14 protein-coding genes are annotated in these 20,148 nt (G+C 38.0%); 4 read left to right on the top strand and 10 right to left on the bottom strand.

Translation table 11 applies throughout. The annotated features are described in order from the left end of the window. The first annotated feature begins 48 nt into the window (after window positions 1-48). Window positions 49-480 (top strand): acyl-CoA thioesterase, encoded by a 432-nt coding sequence (locus AC07WY_RS14220; protein WP_262086353.1) that lies wholly within the window; start codon window positions 49-51, stop codon window positions 478-480. A 65-nt stretch (window positions 481-545) separates the two neighbouring features. Here AC07WY_RS14220 and AC07WY_RS14215 read toward each other — a convergent pair whose 3' ends face one another. The 6 genes from AC07WY_RS14215 to AC07WY_RS14190 all read right to left on the bottom strand — a co-directional run bounded on the left by AC07WY_RS14215 (window position 546) and on the right by AC07WY_RS14190 (window position 10,430). Beyond that, window positions 546-1,265, bottom strand: coding sequence for an MgtC/SapB family protein (locus AC07WY_RS14215; protein WP_056512824.1), 720 nt, complete (start codon window positions 1,263-1,265; stop codon window positions 546-548). 12 nt (window positions 1,266-1,277) lie between these two features. Then, window positions 1,278-4,025, bottom strand: coding sequence for a magnesium-translocating P-type ATPase (mgtA, locus tag AC07WY_RS14210; RefSeq protein WP_419335766.1), 2,748 nt, complete (start codon window positions 4,023-4,025; stop codon window positions 1,278-1,280). 34 nt (window positions 4,026-4,059) lie between these two features. Further along, the gene (locus AC07WY_RS14205; protein ID WP_494736555.1) at window positions 4,060-4,797 is read right to left on the bottom strand and encodes a PA4824 family protein; all 738 of its coding nucleotides are present in this window, start codon (window positions 4,795-4,797) and stop codon (window positions 4,060-4,062) included. An 809-nt stretch (window positions 4,798-5,606) separates the two neighbouring features. After that, window positions 5,607-7,886, bottom strand: a complete 2,280-nt coding sequence (gene dnaX, locus AC07WY_RS14200) for a DNA polymerase III subunit gamma/tau (RefSeq protein ID WP_494736554.1) — start codon at window positions 7,884-7,886, stop codon at window positions 5,607-5,609. A 67-nt stretch (window positions 7,887-7,953) separates the two neighbouring features. Next, entirely contained in the window at window positions 7,954-8,691 is a 738-nt protein-coding gene (locus AC07WY_RS14195; protein WP_494736553.1) for a hypothetical protein, read from the bottom strand. Between the two features lie 251 nt (window positions 8,692-8,942). Beyond that, window positions 8,943-10,430, bottom strand: a complete 1,488-nt coding sequence (locus AC07WY_RS14190) for an MFS transporter (RefSeq protein WP_151803166.1) — start codon at window positions 10,428-10,430, stop codon at window positions 8,943-8,945. Between the two features lie 114 nt (window positions 10,431-10,544). On the opposite strand from AC07WY_RS14190, the gene AC07WY_RS14185 reads away from it, so the two are divergent. Further along, on the top strand, window positions 10,545-11,132 hold the full coding sequence (locus AC07WY_RS14185; RefSeq protein ID WP_494736552.1) for a TetR family transcriptional regulator: 588 nt from the start codon (window positions 10,545-10,547) through the stop codon (window positions 11,130-11,132). Between the two features lie 116 nt (window positions 11,133-11,248). On the opposite strand, the gene AC07WY_RS14180 is transcribed toward AC07WY_RS14185, so the two are convergent. The 3 genes from AC07WY_RS14180 to AC07WY_RS14170 form a co-directional block, all read right to left on the bottom strand. Next, window positions 11,249-12,514, bottom strand: a complete 1,266-nt coding sequence (locus AC07WY_RS14180; RefSeq protein WP_262086359.1) for a serine hydrolase domain-containing protein — start codon at window positions 12,512-12,514, stop codon at window positions 11,249-11,251. A gap of 80 nt (window positions 12,515-12,594) precedes the next feature. Then, window positions 12,595-13,449 carry a MaoC family dehydratase gene (locus AC07WY_RS14175; protein ID WP_419314141.1) on the bottom strand — a complete coding sequence of 285 codons (855 nt, stop codon included), beginning with the start codon at window positions 13,447-13,449 and terminating at the stop codon, window positions 12,595-12,597. Window positions 13,450-13,641: 192 nt separating this feature from the next. Beyond that, window positions 13,642-15,033 (bottom strand): 3-oxoacyl-ACP reductase, encoded by a 1,392-nt coding sequence (locus tag AC07WY_RS14170; RefSeq protein WP_004822281.1) that lies wholly within the window; start codon window positions 15,031-15,033, stop codon window positions 13,642-13,644. Between the two features lie 311 nt (window positions 15,034-15,344). Here AC07WY_RS14170 and AC07WY_RS14165 point away from each other — a divergent pair, with 311 nt between their 5' ends. After that, window positions 15,345-16,883 (top strand): acetyl-CoA C-acetyltransferase, encoded by a 1,539-nt coding sequence (locus AC07WY_RS14165; protein WP_494736551.1) that lies wholly within the window; start codon window positions 15,345-15,347, stop codon window positions 16,881-16,883. A 167-nt stretch (window positions 16,884-17,050) separates the two neighbouring features. Here the strand turns inward: AC07WY_RS14165 and AC07WY_RS14160 are convergent, their stop codons facing one another. Beyond that, entirely contained in the window at window positions 17,051-18,169 is a 1,119-nt protein-coding gene (locus AC07WY_RS14160; protein WP_262086360.1) for an OmpW/AlkL family protein, read from the bottom strand. Between the two features lie 673 nt (window positions 18,170-18,842). Between AC07WY_RS14160 and mdh the strand changes: the two genes are divergently transcribed. Next, the gene (gene mdh, locus AC07WY_RS14155) at window positions 18,843-20,015 is read left to right on the top strand and encodes an iron-dependent methanol dehydrogenase (RefSeq protein ID WP_494736550.1); all 1,173 of its coding nucleotides are present in this window, start codon (window positions 18,843-18,845) and stop codon (window positions 20,013-20,015) included. Window positions 20,016-20,148: the final 133 nt, after the last annotated feature.

Below are 20,148 nucleotides of genomic sequence, written 5' to 3'. Positions count from 1 at the left end.
CACGAAAAAGCACTGTTAACTTTTTATCTATTTGAATGAATAATCCAAATGAAACCAGAAATAAAATTACGTATCCAATATCCCTTTATCTTCCCCATCCAAACACGTTGGGCTGACAACGATATTTATGGTCATGTGAATAATGTGACTTATTATAGTTATTTTGATACCGCAGCGAATGCACTCCTGATCCAAAAAACAGATTTTGATATACATCACTCACCCATCATTGGCTTGGTGGTAAATTCTTCATGTCATTTTCTCGAAGAACTCACCTATCCAGAAATTATTGAGGTTGGGGTCGCCATTGCAAAAATTGGTAATTCATCACTGAGCTATGATCTGGCTATTTTCAAACAAGGTAAAACTCAAGCTTCAGCACAAGGTCAATTTGTACATGTATTCGTAGAGCGTGAGACAAAGAAAAGCACCCCGATTCCACAAAAAATGCGAGATGCTTTGCAAGACTATATGCTTTAAGGCTAAAGCTAAAAATCGACGCTCAAAATAGCTTAAAACCGACACCCTAAAAATAAAACATCATTTTAAGCCAAGGTATTTTGATCCCAAAAAGCCTGACTCACTTCAGGCATTTGATTTAACATTTCAATAATCGGCTGAATTTCTTTTTCCTCAACAGAATTCGCAATCAAAATCGCCCTAATCTCTACATCTTGCTCACCAAAGGGTTCTACATCAAAATCTTTAGCAGGAAAATGATAACGCTTTAAAGCTTTATTTAGCTCATCCATGACATATTTACTGTGCTCTTTTTGACAAACCACATAAATTTCATGTTGCATTTCCGAATCAACATTTAAAGGTTTACGGTCGATAATATGCCCAATAGGGCGTAATAAAGTATTGGCTGCCAAAATAAATATCGTCGCTAATATAGCCTCCACCAAGCGGTCACAACCTGCCGCAGCACCGACAGCAGCAGAACACCACAAGGTCGCAGCAGTATTGAGTCCTTGAATATTCCCTTCTTGGCGCATGATTACCCCTGCGCCAAGAAATCCAATGCCAGAAACCACGTAAGCAATCACCCGTACTGAACCATCAGCACCTGTCAAGTTATTGGCAATATCAACAAATATAGCAGCGCCAAGTGCGACTAATACATTGGTTCTTAAACCTGCTGTTCGCTGTCTATACTGTCGCTCAAACCCGATCAATCCCCCTAAAATAAAAGCGCCAAGTAAACTAATCAAGGTATCTAGCATATTCGCTAATTCTAGATGTTGAATGAATTGGAGTTGCATTGGAGTTCTCCATTACCACCCGTAACGACGGATGTAAATTTTTTTCATCAGTTGCACAACCAGCATGTAGCCAAGCAAGATGAAAGGTAAGAATAAGAAATAAGTTAATGGTAAAGCTTGTAATTTTAAGTACTCAGCAAAAGGCCCCATTGGTAAGAAAATACCAGCAGCCACGATGACCAAGGTCATGACCATCAAAGGCATTGCTGCACGACTTTGAATAAATGGTATTTTTTCTGTACGAATCATATGCACAATAATCGTTTGTGTTAATAATCCGACGACAAACCAACCTGACTGAAACAAGGTTTGCTGTTCTGGTGAATTCGCATGAAATACAAACCACATGAGAGCAAAGGTCAAAATGTCAAAGATCGAACTGAGTGGCCCAAAGAAAATCATAAAACGTCCAATTTCATTTGGTTTCCAGCTTTGCGGTTTTTCAATCAACTCATCATCAACATTGTCAAATGGAATGGCGATTTGTGATACATCATAAAGTAAGTTCTGTACCAGCAAATGAATCGGTAGCATTGGTAAAAACGGAATAAAAGCACTAGCTACTAATACCGAAAAAACATTACCAAAATTTGAACTTGCCGTCATTTTGATATATTTCAGCATATTGGCAAATGTACGTCGTCCCTCTAGCACGCCTTCTTCAAGCACCATTAAACTTTTTTCAAGTAAAATTAAATCTGCTGACTCTTTGGCTATATCCACTGCGGTATCAACCGAAATTCCAATATCAGCACTGCGTATCGCAGCCGCATCATTGATTCCATCGCCTAGGAATCCAACCACATGTCCATTCTCTTTCAGCTGCATCACAATACGTTCTTTGTGAACAGGACTTAACTTGGCAAATACCTGTGTATATTCAACGGCAAATTTTAGTTCTTCATCAGTCATATTCTCAACATGCCCACCTAAAAGAACATGTTCACAGTCCAGACCAAGTTCTTTGCAAACCTTTTGCGTAACAAACTCATTATCACCGGTAAGCACTTTGACATTGACGCCATGCGCTGCCAATTGAGCTAAAGCAGGTGCGGCAGACTTTTTAGGTGGATCCAAGAAAGTTAGATATCCAGTTAAAATCAAATTACTTTCATCTGCGACAGAAAAGTCATCTGATCTACCACTAAAATCTCGATACGCGATGGCAATAACACGTAAACCTTCAAGATTAAATTGGCGTATTTTTTCTTGAATCGCCTCAAGATGGTCTGGTGTTAATAGCTCAATCTTGTCATTTATCTCTACATGCGAACAGACTTTCAGCATTTCCTCTGCCGCACCTTTAGTGATAATACGTGCGTTACCCTGTAAGGTTCTGACTACTACTGACATACGTCGACGCACAAAATCAAACGGTACTTCATCAAGCTTCTTAAATTTAAAATTTAGATCCTGTAAGTCTTGTGCGGCATGGTCCAAAATTGCAGCATCCAGTAAGTTTTTCAGCCCTCTTTGGTAATAGCTATTTAAGTAAGCCTGTACCAGTACACGTTGTGATGTCTTACCATTTACATCGACATGTTGTGATAAACAAATTTTATCCTCAGTCAAGGTACCTGTTTTATCTGTACACAAAACATCCATTGCGCCAAAATTTTGAATCGCATCTAAACGTTTAACGATAACTTTTTTACGAGATAAAAATACTGCACCTTTGGCCAATGTTGAGGTCACGATCATCGGCAACATTTCAGGTGTTAAACCCACAGCTACAGATAAAGCAAACAGCAATGCTTCACTCCAATCGCCTTTGGTAAAGCCATTGATAAATAATACAACTGGCGCCATGATCAACATAAATCGAATCAGTAACCAACTGACTTTATTTACCCCCATTTGAAATGAAGTCGTTGCACGATCTGCATGGGATACTCGGTGTGCCAAAGCTCCAAAATAGGTTTGTGTCCCAGTATTCACCACCACCGCTTTTGCAGAACCAGACACAATATTGGTTCCCATAAAAACAATATTTTCCAGTTCCAATGCATTTTGCAGGGTATGATCTTTTTGATCAGCAAACTTTTCTACAGGAATTGATTCACCCGTCATCGACGCTTGTGAAACAAACAGATCTTTTGCAAAGATTATTCGACAATCCGCAGGGATCATATCTCCAGCAGACAATAAAATAATGTCACCAGGGACCAAATCTTGGATCGCAAGTTCAACCTGTTGAGATCCTTGATCTAGGTCATATTGCAAGGTTTCAAGGTCTGGATCATCCCAATCTACTTGACGAATCACAGTAGCCGTATTACTTACCATTGCTTTTAATGCAGCGGCTGCTTTATTTGACTTAAATTCTTGCCAATAGCGCAGTACCGTAGAAAGTACAACCATGGTTGTAATAATGATTGTGCCTTCTATATCGTCGGTAAAGAAAGCCACCAAAGCCAAAATGGTAAGTAAAATATTAAATGGATTACGATAGGCATACCAAAGATGCTTCCACCACGGCAGTGGTTTTTCATGCGCAAGCTCATTTAATCCAAATTGTTCTTGTCGCTGCTCAACCTGCTTTGCTGACAAGCCTTGCTCTGTTGTATTTAAATGATTGAGCAATTGGTCTGAAGCTACATAGGAAGCATTGATCAAACTTTGTGAAAGCTTTTTACTAATTTCACTGGCATAACTGGCTTGATGTAATTCTTTAAATGAACGATGACGTTCAAATAAGTGTTGAATATGATATTTTTTGATGAAATTAGAAAATAAACGTTGCCATAGATTATGAAGCATAATGTTCTCCTTTTTTGGCAATAAAGACTTCTTCCTATTGAACAGGAATTGAATTAGATGATTTTTTTATGAGCTTAAAATTGGTGAGAAACTCAGCTCCCAGCCCAAACCAGCGATCATGATGGTGGTCAAATCGATCTGCATAAGCCACTTGGACCCTGACAAAATCTTGAATCAACTCATAACCAAATGCGGTTTGAAAAAATACAGACTGATGATCTTGATTAAAGATTTCTGCACTGAGCGAAGTTTTAGCATTGATCCAATAATTGCTTGAAATTGCAGCTAAAACATACTGAGTATTGCCCTGATGTTCATAGGAGATGTTGCCATTTAAAAATAACCGATCATCCAGTAATAAATAAGTTATGGGGAGATTCACTTTCCAACTAGACTGGTCATCACCATACATATTTCGGCTTATTGTTAAGGATGCGGCAGCGCCCCAACTATTCGACTCCACTGCTTTCAAATTACGTTTGAATTGACCTGATATCACATCATGACGATTCTTATTTTGAACATGATCATCCAGTTGAAAACTTAATTCCAAATTTTTGGCAATGCCACATACTGGAGAAAAACTGGAATTGACCTCCTGATGTTTATAAAAGTTTATATTACTTTCAAAATGGCAAGTATATAGATCAGCAACACTTGCATCATCTGTAATTAATACAGGATCGGCATATGCTGATTTATGAATAATAAGTAATAAAAAACAGCCCGTAATCAGTACTGTTTCTATCATACAAAGTTGATTGATTACCATCCGTAATCCTCATTGCTGAGGCGGTATTAATCTAAGTGCGCACAAAAACAAGCCAAAATTGAACTGATTAAAGTCAAAATTGAACTGTTTCACGTCAAAATGGGGATGTAGTTTAAAATCAGATTATAACTGTCTCATTGCAAGACAGCTTTCCTAAAGGCAGTGCTCTCTTGCTCAGATACGAATAATGGCTGTATATAAACTACAGCGCCTCGATGAACAATTTGCCACTTAGGGTCTCCGCTAATTAAAGTTGCCGCAATTATAACCATAAAAATATTTAAAACAAGTGATTTTCAGCATAACAATGCCTATAAATGCAAGATTGATCATCATAATTTGAATTAAAATTCTTATATAAATTGAGAACCTGATGAGATTTTAAAATGATTTACCTTGGCACAGACAGAAAAAGATTGTGAATATTCCATAAATCTCGACAAAATAGAATGGAATAAAAACAAGCCCAATTCCAGTGAAATTGAGCTTGTTTAAAATGATATTGAATCTAGATGTTTTTTTTAAAATTAGGGTCTGTTGACAATTCGTCTACGTTTGCGACTGCGAGTGTTTTTTAGGCGATACTAGGCACGAAATACGAAATTTAGTCATTCTAAATGATGAGAAACATCGTTTCGCAAGGTAACAACGTAGCGGCAAAAAACACACAAGTCCCGAAGGGTTGTGGCTAAAATTATCTCAGCCTGTGTTATGAAACTCGAAAATAGTCTCGCTATTCTCTTCGTTTCCTGCCTTGCCTGCTCAATTTTAGTCTACAACGCAAGCCATTTATGAAATGTCTACAGCCCCTAAGCTTTAAGCTGAATATTTTCCAACTTTCCATCCAATGCTTCAATTAAGCTTTTGACTAAAGGCTCTTTTTGAAGCATTTCACTGGCACGATCATAAGCTCGAAGCTTACGCTCGTTTTGCATCATATAAGGTGTGGTCGATTCAACTTCACCATATTGCACCGTAAACAAAGTACTCGGCCATTCCTGTTTTAATTTCGCCTCAAGATCATGTTGTGCTTGGTTCAGTAATTTTTCATATTTTTGTGAAATTTGAAAAATAGATTGACCATTCACATCCCCAGTCATTAACCCATGCTGTGCAAGTTCTTGAACAGCTGGAGAAAGTGAGCTATTTCTAAACCAATACTCCCATTTATCAACCGTCCACTCACCTTCTAAGACCTGTAATTTTAAGGCAAGTATCTGTTGCGGCGTTTGTTCCTCAGAACAAGAGCCATGTTCTATTTCAGGGATAATATTAGAAACTTGAGTTGGAATATCTGTTTGAGAATGAATAGGCTCAACCAAATCAATTTCAACATTTTGATCCTGATTTTCAGGTGCTAAAAAGAATACATCTTGATTTGGACTAGACGGAGACGTGGTATTTTTCGGTTGACTCAACTCAGCACCAAACAAGGTTAAACTTGGTTCTGCATTTTCTACGTCAATTTTCTCTTGAACAATTGGCGGCTGCGCTTCAACACCTTGACGATTATGAGCCATTGCTTCAACCACAGCGCTTTGTTGTACTTCCTCAGCAAAGTCATCTAAATAGTCATCACTACTCGGTTCAATCTCAACACTTTGCTGTTGAGTTTGCTGATCTTCAACTTGGTCAAAAGCTGGATCTAAATCACTCACTACACGCTGCGAATTGACCTCAACCTGCGCTTGCTGTACCTCCGCTAATAGCGCCTCAGTTTCTGGTTGTGAACTCACATTCAAAGTAGCATTTTGTTGTATACTGTTTTTTTCAACAGGCACTTGCTGAGCCTGCTGTTGATGAGCTGGCTCTTGATGAATTTGCTCTTGCTGAGCCTGCTGTTGATGAGCTGGCTCTTGATGAATTTGCTCTTGCTGAATCTGTGCTTGTTGCACAACCCCCGTTTGAACAGATGCTTGATACGGTTGCTGTGAAATAGCAACTTGATCGATATTCTGATTGTTTTGTGGTTGTTGAGCTTGAGAGACTACAATTTCATTGATTTGCATTGGTCTAAATGCCAGTAAACGCAATACTGTCATTTCAAAGCCTTGCTCTTGTGTTACTGCAAGTTGTAGCTCCGCTCTACCTTTACTGGCAATTTGGTAATAAAGCTGTAAATCTTGTGCAGAGACAATTTTTGATAACTGCATAATTTTTTGATTAATTTCAGCACTGTATTTTAGACTTAAATCAGGCAAATATTGCAACATTGCCAACTCATGCAAAGTCGAAATAAACTGATCTAAAACCAATGAAACATCTAAAGCCTGTTGCCTAAATTGTAGTAATAATTGGCTGACACGTGCATTTTGGTTTTGATGAATTGCCAAGATCAAATCATAAATGATGGTTCTATCAATCAAACCCAGCATTTCTTTGACATCTTGATGATGAATTGTGCCTTGACCATAGGCAATTGCTTGGTCAGTTAAAGACAATGCATCACGTAATGAACCTTGGGCAGATTCAGCAATTTGCCAAATCGCATCTTGCTCTGATGAAATTTCTTCTTTATTTAAAATATCTGTAAGGTGATGGGTAATTTCATCTACAGCCAATGGGCGTAATGTAAATTGCAAGCAACGTGAAATCACCGTAATTGGTAATTTTTGTGGATCTGTTGTAGCAAATAAAAATTTTACATGTTCAGGCGGTTCTTCCAATGTTTTCAATAACGCATTAAATGAATGCGTCGACAGCATATGTACTTCATCGATCAAATATACCTTAAATCGCCCTTGGGTCGGTGCATAAGGTACATTGTCCAGTAACTCACGTGTGTCTTCGACTTTAGTCCGTGATGCAGCATCGATTTCAATAAGGTCAATAAAGCGCCCTTCATTTACCGCCTTACAAGTTGCACAAACTTCACAAGGTGTAGAGGTTACCCCTGTTTCACAATTTAAACATTTTGCTAAAATTCGAGCAATCGTGGTTTTCCCCACCCCACGTGTTCCAGTAAATAAATAGGCATGGTGTAAACGTCCACGATCTAAAGCACTGGTCAGTGCACGTGAAACGTGATTCTGTCCGACCAATTCATTAAAGTTACGTGGGCGATATTTACGTGCAAGTACCTGATACATGGAAGCTCCTAGTTACAGGTCTAAGGATACTGTTTTTTTGCTGATTAGTGAATGAAGAACTGTAGAGTTATTTTTTATTAGAGATAATTCGATCAATTTCTTCGAGTTTTGCTATTCTAATCACCTTTTTTGAATCGTGTTTAAGTAAAATTAGCTTATCTTGGCTTGCATCCAAAATGTACCAACCCGTACTATTTTTCTCATCTTTTAATTTAGCCATTGGCAATTGTTCAAGATTGTTCAGCTTTATTTGCGCTGAGAAACAAGTCGTTAAAGCAACAAATACGATCAGAATAAATAATTTGATTTCATTATCTTTTTTTATTTCTTTATTTGTAAATATCCCGAATGTAAGCCCAATTAGGACACAATTCCAAAACATTGAAGTGATACTGATAAGGCCAAATGTTGTTAATAAAAAAACAATTATTGAAGCAATAGCAATAACAAAAATGGTTTGCCAAAAGTGGAATGATTTATCCTGTTGAATAATTGCTTGATAAGTATTATCCGTTTGATCTGGGTCTGTTGATAGTTTAAAGCGTTTTTTCTGTCTAAAATTGAATGATTTCTTAATTAACCATTTGAATGTTTCCATTAAAAAAATAACTAAAACAATAACTCCAGACATCAAAAGCAAAACTTTTAATATTTCAAAAATATAGAAGGTAGGCGATAAAATAGACATTACCCACACTGCATCTAGGGAATAGTAGAAAAAAGCATTTGAAAAGACAGATATACTTAATGCTACGACAGACAATACTCCAAATAACTCTGTAATTGATAATTCTTTTTTAATCATTTAATTAAAGTCAAAAATATTATTGATTGTTTTTAACACAACACCTGTACAATATAAAGTTTATCTATCTCTTAAATAGAGTTAAAAACAAACAGTAGGTATTTTACTAAAAAAACACTGCCGTGGCAGTGTTGATTAAATCACAATTTGAGCTTGCTAAAGTTTTTCAATCGGTACATCAAACTCATTTTTTCACACTGTAAAATCTAAATATAAAAAATAAGCGCATAATTTAAATTATGCGCAATATTCTAGACTGCTCGCTGTTTCTTTGCAGGTAAAGCACGCCAAACAAATACAGATAAAACTAGGAACATCAGACCCGAAATACCCAAGACTTTACTATGCGAATGAATAAACGCTTCAAAAGCAGCTTGTTTTACCTGTTGCATCAATGCAGGTTCTAATTGTTTGCTCAGCAATAATGCCTCACCAATAGAAGAACTTGCTTGAGCTGCGATATTCAGCGGCAAATGATCAGGTAAGATAATCGAATGCGCATAAAATATAGATAGCAATAGTCCAAAAATCGCAATCCCAAGACCTGCACCTAACTCATAGGCCATGCCTTCGATTGCACCAGCAGCTGTTGCTTTTTGTGGAGGTACAGCAGACATAATAGCTGCTGTGGAAGATAATAACGCGATTTCAACACTGATCCCCATCAGCACCATCCACACCCAAGCTTGAATATAATCGATGTCAAAATTGGTCATGGCCAAACCAAAGAAACATAAGGCACACATCAGCATCCCTACAGTTGCAACAGGTCTTAAACCATAGTGATTCATTAAAATACTGGTAAAGGGTCCACCAATACTAATTGCAATCATAAAGGGTAAAATAAACAAACCTGCTTCCAATGGGCTATATCCATACACAAACTGTAATTCTTGTGAAAGCAGTAGCTCAAAACCAACTAATGCAATCATTGCCACCATTGCCATCACAATACTGGTTGAGATCACAGGATTCTTAAACAGACTAAAATCGATCATCGGTTGGGTTGTTTTCAATTGATGGCGGATAAATCCCACCAACAATCCCAATCCAAGCACAAAAATCAAAATCATCCCTAGGCTAAACGCATAGATAGAGGTCTTAATCGAATAAATCAGCATTAAGATTGCAGTGACCAAAATGAGCGCTTGTAATAGATTTAAAGGTTGTTTGGTTTGTACTGCTTGCTTTGGCACCAGCCATGTCGTCAATACCAAGACCAAAATAATAATTGGCACGTTAATCAGGAAAACGGTTCCCCATGAAAAATGTTCCAGAATAAAACCGCCCAACAGTGGACCAAAAGCGGCTCCACCACCACCGACAGTTCCCCAAATACCTAAAGCATAATTACGTTGTTTTTCATCTAAAAAGGTATTTCGAACACCTGCCAAGGTTGCAGGTAAAATCATGGCAGCGCCTACACCAAGAAATGCTCGGGCAGCAATCAACATATAGGCTGAACTCGCAAAAGCAGCCATGAGAGAAGCCACACCAAAAATACCAGCACCAATCAACATCAGCCGTTTAAAACCAATACGATCCCCCAATGCCCCCATGGGTAAAATCAACCCTGCCATGATCAGTGAATAGATATCTATCACCCAGAGCATTTCATTACTGGATAGTGATAAGGCAGCACTCAATGTTGGGATGGCAACATGCAAAACCGTTGCATCAATTGAAACCGGTAAATAAATTAAAACGATGATTGCCAAAATCACCCAATTGCGGTACATAACACACCTAATTAAAGTTGGACACTTGTTCAAGTTTCATCATTATAACCAGACTTGAACAAACGTCCAACTTTGTTTAATATTTGTTTTGTAAATTTTGTTGTATTAAAAGTGATGAACTATTTAAACCGAGAACAACGTCGTAATATGATTTTGGCTGCAGCAAAGCGTGTTGCATTACAAGATGGATTGAATGGATTAACTGTGCGCCGTATTGCCGCAGAAGCACAAGTTTCAACAGGGCAAGTACATCATCACTTTGAATCAAGTTCGCATTTAAAGGCCGAAGTTTTTATCGAATTGATGGATCAACTCAATGAAGTAGAAGATCAAATTAAAACCAACAGTAGTTTTGAACGTTTATCTCTCTTGCTAGGCTTTGAAAATATTGAACTAACTCAACCCTATTTACGGCTCTGGAATGAAGCTGAGATTTTAATCGACCAAGATCCTGAAATTAAAAAAGCTTATAATATTACGATGGAACAATGGCATGTTGCCTTGGTTACAGCGATTGAACATGGCATCGCCCAACAAGAATTTAAAATTGCTACAGCCAGCAGTAGCCAAGACATTGCTTGGCGGCTGATTGCTTTTGTTTGTGGTTTAGAAGGAATCTATCAACTTGGCTTAAAAGGTCTAGACCAACACTCGTTTAAACATCATGTCGAAACCATCTTGAAAATGGAGTTATTTGCCTAAGAAAATATAGATGGATCTACATGCCGCTGTTTAAAGTCCTTATTTTTAATTCTTTTGCACTATAAGACTCAGCCATCTAACCTTCTATGAAATTTCAATCGCTTTGATCTTAATATTTAGAACCAGCCTTTACTTCCCTTAAGTAAACCATCAGCGCAACGTAATGTTTCTTGGGTCAGTCCCCAAAGACGATAATCGCCTGTGATTGAACCAATGGCAAAATTATGAGTATAGGCAAAACTAAGCCCTCGTTGCGGATCACACCACGCCCCAGAGCCATTATATCCAATATGACCAAAGCCTTGCTTGGCACGTTTACCCATACTAATCACACGGTGGTAGCCTAAACGCCATTTCATAGGAATTGGCATCACGCGATCTCGTTTAATCGATTGGATCTGACTTAACTCTGTAAATATTTCAGGGCGAATTAAAACTTTTCCTTCCCAAACCCCTTTATTTGCCATCATGGCATAAACTTTTGCAAGACTATTGGCGCTAAATACACCATTGGCCGCTGGAATAATCGCTTGAAGCCCTTGGTCACTAAAGAAACTAAAATCACGCATCCCTTTCGGTACCATAGCATCTAAAAAATCTTGCGGATTTTGTCCGGTTAATTCAACCAATTTATCGGAAAAAGACGTTTTATGATGCTTCTTAGCTTTGCTCTTACTGGATTTTGTTTCTGTTTTTTGTACTGGCACTGCTTTTTGAATTAAACGCGCCACACGATTTAACTCAGATTCAGGCACACCAAAATAGGCACCATCAAGTTGTAGGGGTTCAACCAAATACTTCTGCATTAACTGTGTTAAAGATTGATGCGTTGCTTTCTCTAAAACACCACCCACCAACCAGCCAAATGTTAATGCCTGATATGCAATATCAGTTCCTACAGCAAAACGAGGTGTGGCCTGCTCCATTACCTTGAGCATATGCTGCCAATCGGCCATTTCAACGGCACCAGCAATAATATTTCGAATATCGTATAAGCCACTTTGATGACTTAAAATATGACGCAGTGTCATATTCTCTTTACCATTTTGAGCAAATTCAGGCCAAAAATTGACTATAGGCGTATCGTAGTCTAAGAAACCTTCACTCACTAAAATATGTGCGAGTGTGGCCAGTACACCTTTCCCTGTGGAATAACAAACCGACAAGGTTCGCTCATTCCATTGCTCAGTTTTTGATTTTTTACCCGTATATATATCGACAACTTTTTCATTTTGAAAATAAACAGTTAAAGCAGCACCACCATTTTCGCTACGACCATCCTGCAAACGACTAAATTGAACAGCGAGATCTTGAAAACGCTCATCCACATAGCCCTGATAATTTTTCGTACTCGCAAAAATAATGTCCGTTAAACTGCTCATTGCCCTATCCTATTTTTTTAATCATAACTTTTTTAATTAAAAAAGCCTGAATCATCTCGACTCAGGCTTTATATTTTATCTTATAAAGCGTTAACCACACCAGAAACATGAGGTTTTTGTGATTTTTGATTACGAATCAAAAAGTCAGTTGTTGTACCATCTTGTACAGTTAAAAATTCTACTGTTGAAGGTAAATACATCGGCAATTTAAACAATACATCGGCTTCATAAGCTTCTGGTAAGTTAAGCCCAGCGAGAACGCGCGCCTTGCTCCACATCCCATGAGCAATCGCTTGTTTAAAACCAAATGCTTTTGCAGTTAATGCATGGATATGAATCAAGTTAAAGTCACCTGATGTCATAGCATAACGACGACCAGTATTTTCAGAAACTTCCCAAACCGCCTGAACTTGATAATTTGGTTCTTTTTTATCTTTTGGTTTTTCTGTAACTGAACCATCGGTTTTTTGACGTGCTAGATAGGTGGTTAATCCTTGCATGACCACGTCACCGCCAACTTTGGCTGTTGTGATGAAGTCGAACTGAACCCCTTTATCATGGGGCTTTAGCTCACCAAATTGACAAGATAAAGTCAGCTGTTCATTGACCCCAATTTTACGTGTTTGCTTAATTTGATTGCGAATATGCACCAAGCCTAAGATTGCAAAAGGAAATGCTTCAGAGGTCATCATATGCATTTGTAAACTTTGCGATAAAACTGCTAAATAAATCGCGGGAATATACCCATTATTTTTAAAGCCACACACTTCGTTATATGCTTTTAAATGATTTGGATCAATTTTGAATGAATCAACCACATATTCAACTTGCGGTAGAACTTTTTCACCTTTTGGCTTTTTAAAAATTAAACCCTGAATCACTTTTGGATAAGCTAAATATGGCTTAGGAAGTTGACTAAAATGGCGAGTATTCATACTGGACCTTTGAAAAATTAATTCTTATTCAACATTTAAAAAAATCCAACATTTCAGTTGGAAATTAACGGATGATACAGCTTAAACATCCTGATTTCGTTCAAGAGAAAGCCAGCGAAAGCGTTATTTAAATACACAAATAATCTCTTCGCGGTAATCCCCTAAACGAAACAGGATTTCACTTATGCGTGATTATGCACCCAATAAGCTTTGACCACAAACACGCACAACATTACCATTTAATCCTGTAGATGCTGAAGATGCAAATAAAGCAATTGTTTCAGCAACATCAACAGGTAATCCACCTTGACTCATTGAGTTCATACGACGACCCGCTTCACGGATTGCAAATGGAATTGCCGCGGTCATTTGGGTTTCAATGAAACCTGGCGCTACAGCATTAATGGTAATACCATTTTTTAACACAGGCGCAGTAAATTTCACCAAGCCAATGACACCTGCTTTTGATGCCGCATAGTTGGTTTGACCTAAGTTACCAGCAATACCTGAAATTGAAGATACGCAAACGATACGACCATTTGCATTTAAACCATCATTTGACAATAAATAATCGTTAATACGTTCAGCAGCAGATAAGTTGATATTAATCACCAGATCCCACATCTCTGGCTTCATATTTGCCAAAGTTTTGTCACGTGTAATACCCGCATTATGTACGATGATATCTAAACCACCTTGTTGAGCTGCCGCAGCTTTGATTTTTTCACCAGCATCAGCAGCAGTGATATCAATTGCAAGTGTAGAACCACCGATTTCACTTGCAACACGGTCAAGGTCTGCTTGTTGTGGTGGAACATCTAAACAAATTACATGTGCACCATCACGTGCCAATACATGTGCAATCGCTTCACCAATACCACGGCTTGCACCTGTTACTAGTGCAGTTTTGCCTGCAAGCGGTTTTGCCCAATCGATATCAATCACATCACCTTTAGATACGCGAATCACTTGACCCGATACGTATGCTGAACGTGGAGAAATTGCAAAACGTAAACTTGATTCCAAGTTTTGTGCAGCATCTGCATCAACCAGAATAAGATCAGCAGCAATTCCTTTCTTAAACTCTTTACCAACCGATTTAACAAACCCTTCTAATGCACGTTGTGCAATCGCCTGCTTAATCGTTGGTGCAGTTTCAGGTGTTAAACCAATAATAATTACACGGCCTGATGTTGCAATTTGACGGGCAACAGGATTAAAAAACTTGTGTAGTTCATGTAATTGTTCTGAATTTTGAATCCCTGATGCATCAAATATCACTGCTTTGAATTTTGATTCTTTATCGCCTTCATTAAAAGCGCCAACATTCAAACCAGATTTTGCCGCAGCTTGTTGTAACTCTGCGTTATTCCCTGCATAAGTGTTGGCATGAATATTACTAAGAACCTGCGCAACTTCACCAGTGAAATGACTCTTTGGAGCTGCACCAAATAATACAGCACCTTTAACGACAGGAGTGGCTGACTCAAAGCGGTCTAGCTGGATTGGTGATGGTAAACCTAAATTTTTTATGACAAATTTACCAATTGGAGATTTAGCAAATGCTTGGTATTGGTCAGACATGTTTCTTATCTCTCATCAAATTAATTTTGTATGGGGCTTAAGCTATCTTTTAACTTCAGTATAATCTCAGATATTTAGCTGTGTTACGCTTTCTTAAATGGCTTGCGTTGGTCTTCGCGCAAGACTTAGAGGAATCGTCAACAACGCTATCATCTATATGACCCATAAGTTTCAGTTAAATCATACTTGAGTTGCCAAAATGATGACTTGACCTGAAAGAATATGCAAATGTCATTATAGTCAATTCGAGTCATAGCCAATTATGTTAATGTAAGCACTAAGAATATTGCGAACATGCTTGGAAAAGCCTTATGAGCAAAACAACTCAAGAAAATTCAAACGCTGAAAGCACTGTACAAGAAACTGTGTCAAATACATCAAAAGCTCGTACTCGTACGAGTAAAAGTAGCAACACAAATTCTACAAATGCCAATGCAGCCAACACGACTAAAAAACCGACTCGTGCGCCAGCAGCTGCTTCACGTAGTAAAGCAACAGCATCGACGGCAAAAAAAGTTACAACAGCTTCATCTTCTAAAACTCAAACTTCTGGTCAGCAGGATAAAATTATGAGTCAAAACACTGTACGTCGCGTAGCAATTATTGGCGGTAACCGTATTCCTTTTGCACGTTCAAATGGCCCTTATTTCCGAGCGTCAAACATTGACATGCTTACTGCGTCTTTAAACGGTTTAATTGAACGTTTTAACCTTCAAGGTCAACGTTTAGGTGAAGTTGTTGCTGGTGCAGTTCTAAAACATAGCCGTGATTTCAACATGACACGTGAATGTGTTTTAAATACTCAACTTGCACCTGAAACCCCTGCTTATGATATTCAACAAGCATGTGGTACTGGCTTACAAGCAGCTTTCCTTGTTGCAAACAAAATTGCATTAGGCCAAATTGAAGTGGGTATTGCTGGTGGTGTGGATACTACCTCTGATGCACCGATCGCATTTGGTGACGGCTTACGTAAAGCATTGCTTGAATTAAACATAGCAAAAACAGGTAAAGACCGTTTAAAAGCCTTAGCTAAAATCAATGTTAAAGACTTGATGGATGCGCCAAAAAATGGTGAACCTCGTACAGGTTTATCTATGGGTGATCACCAAGCGATTACTGCTCTAGAATGGGGTATTCCTCGTGAAGCTCAAGATGAAATTGCTGCATCTTCACATCAAAAAATGGCCAAAGCATATGAAGAAGGTTTCTTCGATGATTTGATCACGCCATTTATGGGTCTAGACAAAGACAATAACTTACGTCCTGATTCTTCAGTTGAAAAATTGGCTAAGCTTAAACCTGCATTTGGTCAAGGTGATACTGCAACAATGACTGCAGGTAACTCTACTCCTCTTACAGACGGCGCTTCAGTTGTACTTTTAGCCTCTGAAGAATGGGCGAAAGCAAATGGTCATGAAGTACTCGCGTACTTAACATTCACTGAAACTGCTGCTGTAGATTTTGTCAATAAGAAAGAAGGTTTATTGATGGCACCTGCTTATGCTGTTCCACGTATGTTGGCTCGTGCGGGTATTAAACTTCAAGACTTCGACTACTATGAAATTCATGAAGCTTTTGCATCACAAGTTCTTTCGACCTTAAAAGCATGGGAAGATCCTAAGTTCTGTAAAGAACGTTTAGGTCTAGATGCACCATTGGGCTCAATTGACCGTAGCAAACTCAATGTTAAAGGTTCTTCTTTAGCTGCTGGTCATCCATTTGCAGCAACAGGTGGTCGTATTTTGGCAACTGCTGCAAAATTGATTAACCAAAAAGGTTCAGGTCGTGTGTTAATTTCGATTTGTGCTGCTGGTGGTCAAGGTGTAACTGCAATCGTAGAGAAATAAGTTCTCTGATTTGTACCATACCTTCAAAAAAGCATCCTAAATGGATGCTTTTTTATTGCTCGTCAATCTACATATCGCTAACAAGATTTTACCTAGACCACAAAAAATGGTTAGCCGAAGCTAACCATTTAAAATCTTCACTATTCTTAGGGAAAATAGTGTTGATTTTAGAAGCGATACCCCACACCAACATAAGTAATCAATGGATCTATATCGACTTTTGTCGTGGAATTAATCAGTCGCTTACCAGTCTTGGCATCAACGACATCAATCTTTGCCTGATTGTTGAGCTTGGCATAAGAAACAGAAGCCACACCAAACCAGTTTTCATTAATATCGTAAGTAGCGCCCAGACTTACAATAGGTGCTATTGCATCAGTCGTTTTAACTCTTACATAAGGATTTGCACTGGAAGGTTTGCCATCTAACGCAGCCCCAGCTTTTCCATCTAAAACGTTTTGAATCATGTGTCCCGCTGCAACCAGATCACTTTTGATCTGTGAGTTCAACTTAATATCCGTGAAATGAGAGTACATCACCCCTACCCCAACATATGGACGCAATTTATTGACACCAGATTGACCAAATTGATATTGCGCTTCCAGCGCTGGTGTCCATGCACGCACCGATGCTGCTTTAGACTTATTGCCTAAATTGGTGATTGGAATGGCTTGATTTAAACCAATACCATCTGGAAATAAGATATTAACCAACTCATTTGGCGAAGTGGCTAATCCTGTGAGTGGTGCCAAGATTTCCCCTTTACCTTTAATATCCACTTTTGGAGGAATCCCACCAATGAGCTGCAAAGAAACATTGTCGTTGATGTAATAATTTAACATCAAGCCAAGTGTATCCACATCATCGACTTCAAGCCCTGTACCCTTGGCTTGCCAATTTTCCAAGCCATGAATATTTGCGGTTCCTGCGACCTCCGGCAAAATATTACCCTTACCATCAGTCAATAAGGTTTGCATAAAGGCATCATTGAGAAATTCAGTTAACACCTCTTTCTGATTAAATGGCACTCCGCCTAAGTCTTCTCCCATCGCATTAGGATCAACTGAGTTTAAAAAACTGGTTGTAGAGATACTTCCGACTGTTGCATTGGTACCATTTTTAACACTGGTATTAATATTAAAGGGATTTGCTTTTCCTTGAGGCATGACATGTAACCAACCTGCAGATACTGAAAAGCGTTTATACTCCCCCGCAAAACTCGTGCTGGTAATCGCGAATAATGAAGTTGCTATAGCAATATTTTTTAACGTTAATATTTTTTTCATTTTTTATCCTTAAAATATGAGATTACCGAACCGTGGCAACCTGTTTAAAAAACATACATAAAAAACAATATTTATGTATAAAATTCTGATCAATAGCATTAACACTCATCCAAAAAAAATATTGGCACTTTTATTTTTAATTTTTCTATAATACTTATTAATGATATATATCATTATTTTATTTTTATCATTTAGCATAAATTAACAGTACAGGTATATTTAAAAAGTCTATTTAAGCCCATACTGACCTAGTATAGAAATATCAAATTTTTCACATATTTTTCACTTTTTAATTATTAATACACATTCTCATTAATTGATAATTTAGTCTATTTTTATGGATTTTAAAATTTATGCTCGAAATTTAACTCAACCATTCACTTTTTAAACACAAAATGATCTGTCAAAGCAAAAAATACCAAATATAATCTGTTTTTGTCGTTTTTAATCAAAACTCGTGTTAAAGCCCGATTTTCAGCTTAAAATTATAAAGAAAAACTTCATCACTTTATTTTAAATAAAAATATCAAATACTTAATTTAAAGTTTGCATGATTAAAATTTGGTAGGTGTTTAGTAGGTATTCAACCCAGCCCTCAAAACTGATACTCAACCTCAAGGTGATCATCACCTTTCTGGAATGATGAAATAACAATGGTAGAAGGAATCGCACCATGGCTTTTAAAAATATAGCAGATCAAACAAACGGTTTTTATATCCCTTGCGTCTCACTTTTTGGTCCAGGTTGTGCCAAAGAAGTTGGTGCTAAAGCACAAAATTTAGGAGCAAAAAAAGCCCTCATCGTCACTGATGCTGGCCTATTCAAATTTGGGGTTGCAGACATTATCGTTGGCTATCTCAAAGAAGCTGGCGTAGACAGTCATGTTTTTCCTGGCGCAGAACCAAACCCGACAGATATTAATGTACACAATGGCGTAAATGAATATAACAATAATGGCTGTGACTTTATTGTGTCTTTAGGCGGCGGATCTTCTCATGACTGTGCAAAAGGAATTGGCCTAGTCACCGCAGGTGGTGGTCATATTCGTGATTATGAAGGGATTGATCAAAGTAAAGTTCCAATGACACCGCTTGTCGCAATCAATACAACAGCGGGAACTGCTTCTGAAATGACTCGTTTTTGTATTATCACCAATACAGATACCCATGTAAAAATGGCGATTGTTGACTGGCGTTGTACACCGCTTGTTGCAATTGATGATCCTAAACTCATGATTGCAAAACCTGCTGCTTTAACTGCTGCAACGGGTATGGATGCTTTAACTCATGCTGTAGAAGCTTATGTTTCAACTGCTGCAAACCCAATTACCGATGCATGTGCAGAAAAAGCCATTTCGATGATTAGTGAATGGTTAAGCCCTGCGGTAGCCAATGGTGAAAATCTTGAAGCTCGTGATGCGATGGCATATGCACAATATTTAGCAGGTATGGCATTTAACAATGCATCTTTAGGTTATGTACATGCAATGGCTCATCAATTAGGTGGCTTCTATAACCTTCCACACGGCGTATGTAATGCAATTCTATTACCGCATGTGTGTGAGTTTAACTTAATTGCCTGCCCAGACCGTTATGCAAAAATTGCTCAATTAATGGGTGCCAATACTGAGGGTTTAACCGTTACTGAGGCTGCCTTTGCTGCGATTGATGCAATTCGTGAGTTATCATCATCTATTGGTATCCCTTCTGGCTTAGCTGAACTGGGTGTCAAAGCGGAAGATCATGCAGTAATGACATCAAATGCGCAAAAAGATGCCTGTATGTTGACAAATCCACGTAAAGCAACTGATGCTCAAGTCATTAAAATTTTTGAATCAGCAATGTAAAACGATACTCTTTGGTTCTATGTCAGCCTAACAACTGTTTTAGGCCAAATTCAATGAAGTGTGCTTGATACTTAGGAATATTACTTAAGTAATATTCCTTTTTTATACGCTTATTAAAAAATGACAATCATTA

The organism is Acinetobacter sp. GW821-FHT01C12, assembly GCF_059422625.1.
Note: the sequence above shows the minus strand (reverse complement) of the source record. Positions and strands in the feature narration are given on the sequence as shown.

What these genes read in the sequence shown, in the direction of transcription:
- AC07WY_RS14220 (WP_262086353.1), top strand. Translation starts at nt 49, where the DNA reads ATGAAACCAGAAATAAAATTACGTATCCAATATCCCTTTATCTTCCCC.
- AC07WY_RS14215 (WP_056512824.1), bottom strand. Translation starts at nt 1,265, where the DNA reads ATGCAACTCCAATTCATTCAACATCTAGAATTAGCGAATATGCTAGAT.
- mgtA (WP_419335766.1), bottom strand. Translation starts at nt 4,025, where the DNA reads ATGCTTCATAATCTATGGCAACGTTTATTTTCTAATTTCATCAAAAAA.
- AC07WY_RS14205 (WP_494736555.1), bottom strand. Translation starts at nt 4,797, where the DNA reads ATGGTAATCAATCAACTTTGTATGATAGAAACAGTACTGATTACGGGC.
- dnaX (WP_494736554.1), bottom strand. Translation starts at nt 7,886, where the DNA reads ATGTATCAGGTACTTGCACGTAAATATCGCCCACGTAACTTTAATGAA.
- AC07WY_RS14195 (WP_494736553.1), bottom strand. Translation starts at nt 8,691, where the DNA reads ATGATTAAAAAAGAATTATCAATTACAGAGTTATTTGGAGTATTGTCT.
- AC07WY_RS14190 (WP_151803166.1), bottom strand. Translation starts at nt 10,430, where the DNA reads ATGTACCGCAATTGGGTGATTTTGGCAATCATCGTTTTAATTTATTTA.
- AC07WY_RS14185 (WP_494736552.1), top strand. Translation starts at nt 10,545, where the DNA reads ATGAACTATTTAAACCGAGAACAACGTCGTAATATGATTTTGGCTGCA.
- AC07WY_RS14180 (WP_262086359.1), bottom strand. Translation starts at nt 12,514, where the DNA reads ATGAGCAGTTTAACGGACATTATTTTTGCGAGTACGAAAAATTATCAG.
- AC07WY_RS14175 (WP_419314141.1), bottom strand. Translation starts at nt 13,449, where the DNA reads ATGAATACTCGCCATTTTAGTCAACTTCCTAAGCCATATTTAGCTTAT.
- AC07WY_RS14170 (WP_004822281.1), bottom strand. Translation starts at nt 15,033, where the DNA reads ATGTCTGACCAATACCAAGCATTTGCTAAATCTCCAATTGGTAAATTT.
- AC07WY_RS14165 (WP_494736551.1), top strand. Translation starts at nt 15,345, where the DNA reads ATGAGCAAAACAACTCAAGAAAATTCAAACGCTGAAAGCACTGTACAA.
- AC07WY_RS14160 (WP_262086360.1), bottom strand. Translation starts at nt 18,169, where the DNA reads ATGAAAAAAATATTAACGTTAAAAAATATTGCTATAGCAACTTCATTA.
- mdh (WP_494736550.1), top strand. Translation starts at nt 18,843, where the DNA reads ATGGCTTTTAAAAATATAGCAGATCAAACAAACGGTTTTTATATCCCT.